General features: G+C 51.7%; 1 rRNA gene. It reads right to left on the bottom strand.

The annotated features are described in order from the left end of the window. Window positions 1-2,591, bottom strand: a 23S ribosomal RNA gene (locus FTU50_RS15045); the annotation flags it as partial.

Below are 2,591 nucleotides of genomic sequence, written 5' to 3'. Positions count from 1 at the left end.
ATCTTGAGGTAGGCTTCCCGCTTAGATGCTTTCAGCGGTTATCCCTTCCGAACATAGCTACCCGGCGATGCGACTGGCGTCACAACCGGTACACCAGAGGTTCGTCCACTCTGGTCCTCTCGTACTAGGAGCAGATCCTCTCAAATTTCCAGCGCCCACGGTAGATAGGGACCGAACTGTCTCACGACGTTCTAAACCCAGCTCGCGTACCTCTTTAAATGGCGAACAGCCATACCCTTGGGACCTGCTTCAGCCCCAGGATGAGATGAGCCGACATCGAGGTGCCAAACACCGCCGTCGATATGAACTCTTGGGCGGTATCAGCCTGTTATCCCCAGAGTACCTTTTATCCGTTGAGCGATGGCCCTTCCATACAGAACCACCGGATCACTAAGACCTACTTTCGTACCTGCTCGACTTGTGGGTCTCGCAGTTAAGCGCGCTTTTGCCTTTATACTCTACGCGTGATTTCCGACCACGCTGAGCGCACCTTCGTACTCCTCCGTTACTCTTTAGGAGGAGACCGCCCCAGTCAAACTACCCACCAGACATGGTCCTCGTCCCGGATCACGGGACAGAGTTAGAACCTCAACATTACCAGGGTGGTATTTCAAGGACGGCTCCATTGGAACTGGCGTTCCAACTTCAAAGCCTCCCACCTATCCTACACAAGTAAGGTCAAAGTTCAATGTCAAGCTGCAGTAAAGGTTCACGGGGTCTTTCCGTCTAGCCGCGGGTACACTGCATCTTCACAGCGATTTCGATTTCACTGAGCCTCTGCTGGAGACAGCGCCGCCATCATTATGCCATTCGTGCAGGTCGGAACTTACCCGACAAGGAATTTCGCTACCTTAGGACCGTTATAGTTACGGCCGCCGTTTACTGGGGCTTCGATCAAGAGCTTCGCTTACGCTAACCCCATCAATTAACCTTCCAGCACCGGGCAGGCATCACACCCTATACGTCCACTTTCGTGTTTGCAGAGTGCTATGTTTTTAATAAACAGTTGCAGCGGCCTGGTTTCTGCGGCTGTCAACCGCTCAGGGAGCAAGTCCCATCACCGTCAACAGCGTACCTTCTCCCGAAGTTACGGTACCATTTTGCCTAGTTCCTTCAGCAGAGTTCTCTCAAGCGCTTTGGTCTACTCGACCTGACCACCTGTGTCGGTTTCGGGTACGATTCCAGTGTAACTGAAGCTTAGAGACTTTTCCTGGAAGCATGGTATCAGCCACTTCGCTAGTAAACTAGCTTGCTATCAGCTCTCAGCATAGAGCACCCCGGATTTGCCTAAGATGCATGCCTACAGCCTTCCACCTGGACAACCAACGCCAGGCTGACTTAACCTTCTCCGTCCTCTCATCGCATTACACTGAAGTATTGGAATATTAACCAATTTCCCATCGACTACGCCTCTCGGCCTCGCCTTAGGGGTCGACTCACCCAGCCCCGATTAACGTTGGACTGGAACCCTTGGTCTTTCAGCGAACGGGTTTTTCACCCGTTTTGTCGTTACTCACGTCAGCATTCGCACTTCTGATACCTCCAGCAGACTTCTCAATCCACCTTCATCGGCTTACAGAACGCTCCCCTACCACGTATACAATGTATACATCCGCAGCTTCGGCACATAGTTTTAGCCCCGTTACATCTTCCGCGCAGGCCGACTCGACTAGTGAGCTATTACGCTTTCTTTAAAGGGTGGCTGCTTCTAAGCCAACCTCCTAGCTGTCTATGCCTTCCCACATCGTTTCCCACTTAACTATGATTTTGGGGCCTTAGCTGGCGGTCTGGATTGTTTTCCTCTTGACTACGGACGTTAGCACCCGCAGTCTGTCTCCCGGATAGTACTCATCGGTATTCGGAGTTTGCATCGGTTTGGTAAGTCGGGATGACCCCCTAGCCGAAACAGTGCTCTACCCCCAATGGTATTCGTCCGAGGCGCTACCTAAATAGCTTTCGGGGAGAACCAGCTATCACCAGGCTTGATTAGCCTTTCACCCCTATCCACAAGTCATCCCCTGGCTTTTCAACGACAGTGGGTTCGGTCCTCCAGTTAGTGTTACCCAACCTTCAACCTGCTCATGGATAGATCGCCTGGTTTCGGGTCTACACCCAGCAACTATACGCCCTATTAAGACTCGGTTTCCCTACGGCTCCCCTATGCGGTTAACCTTGCTACTGAATGTAAGTCGCTGACCCATTATACAAAAGGTACGCAGTCACCACACGAAGTGGCTCCCACTGCTTGTATGCATGCGGTTTCAGGATCTATTTCACTCCCCTCACAGGGGTTCTTTTCGCCTTTCCCTCACGGTACTGGTTCACTATCGGTCAGTCAGGAGTATTTAGCCTTGGAGGATGGTCCCCCCATATTCAGACAAGGTTTCACGTGCCTCGCCCTACTCGTCATCATTATGTGTGCCCTTTCGTGTACAGGACTATCACCCACTATGGTTGCACTTCCCAGAGCATTCCACTAAAACACACATAACTTAATGGGCTGTTCCCCTTTCGCTCGCCGCTACTGAGGGAATCTCAATTGATTTCTTTTCCTAAGGGTACTGAGATGTTTCACTTCCCCTCGTTCGCCT

Source organism: Acinetobacter sp. YH12112, from assembly GCF_013418945.1.
GTDB classification, from domain to species: Bacteria; Pseudomonadota; Gammaproteobacteria; order Pseudomonadales; family Moraxellaceae; genus Acinetobacter; species Acinetobacter indicus.
The sequence above is the reverse complement of the archived record's forward strand: the minus strand, read 5'-3'. Positions and strand labels throughout refer to the sequence as shown.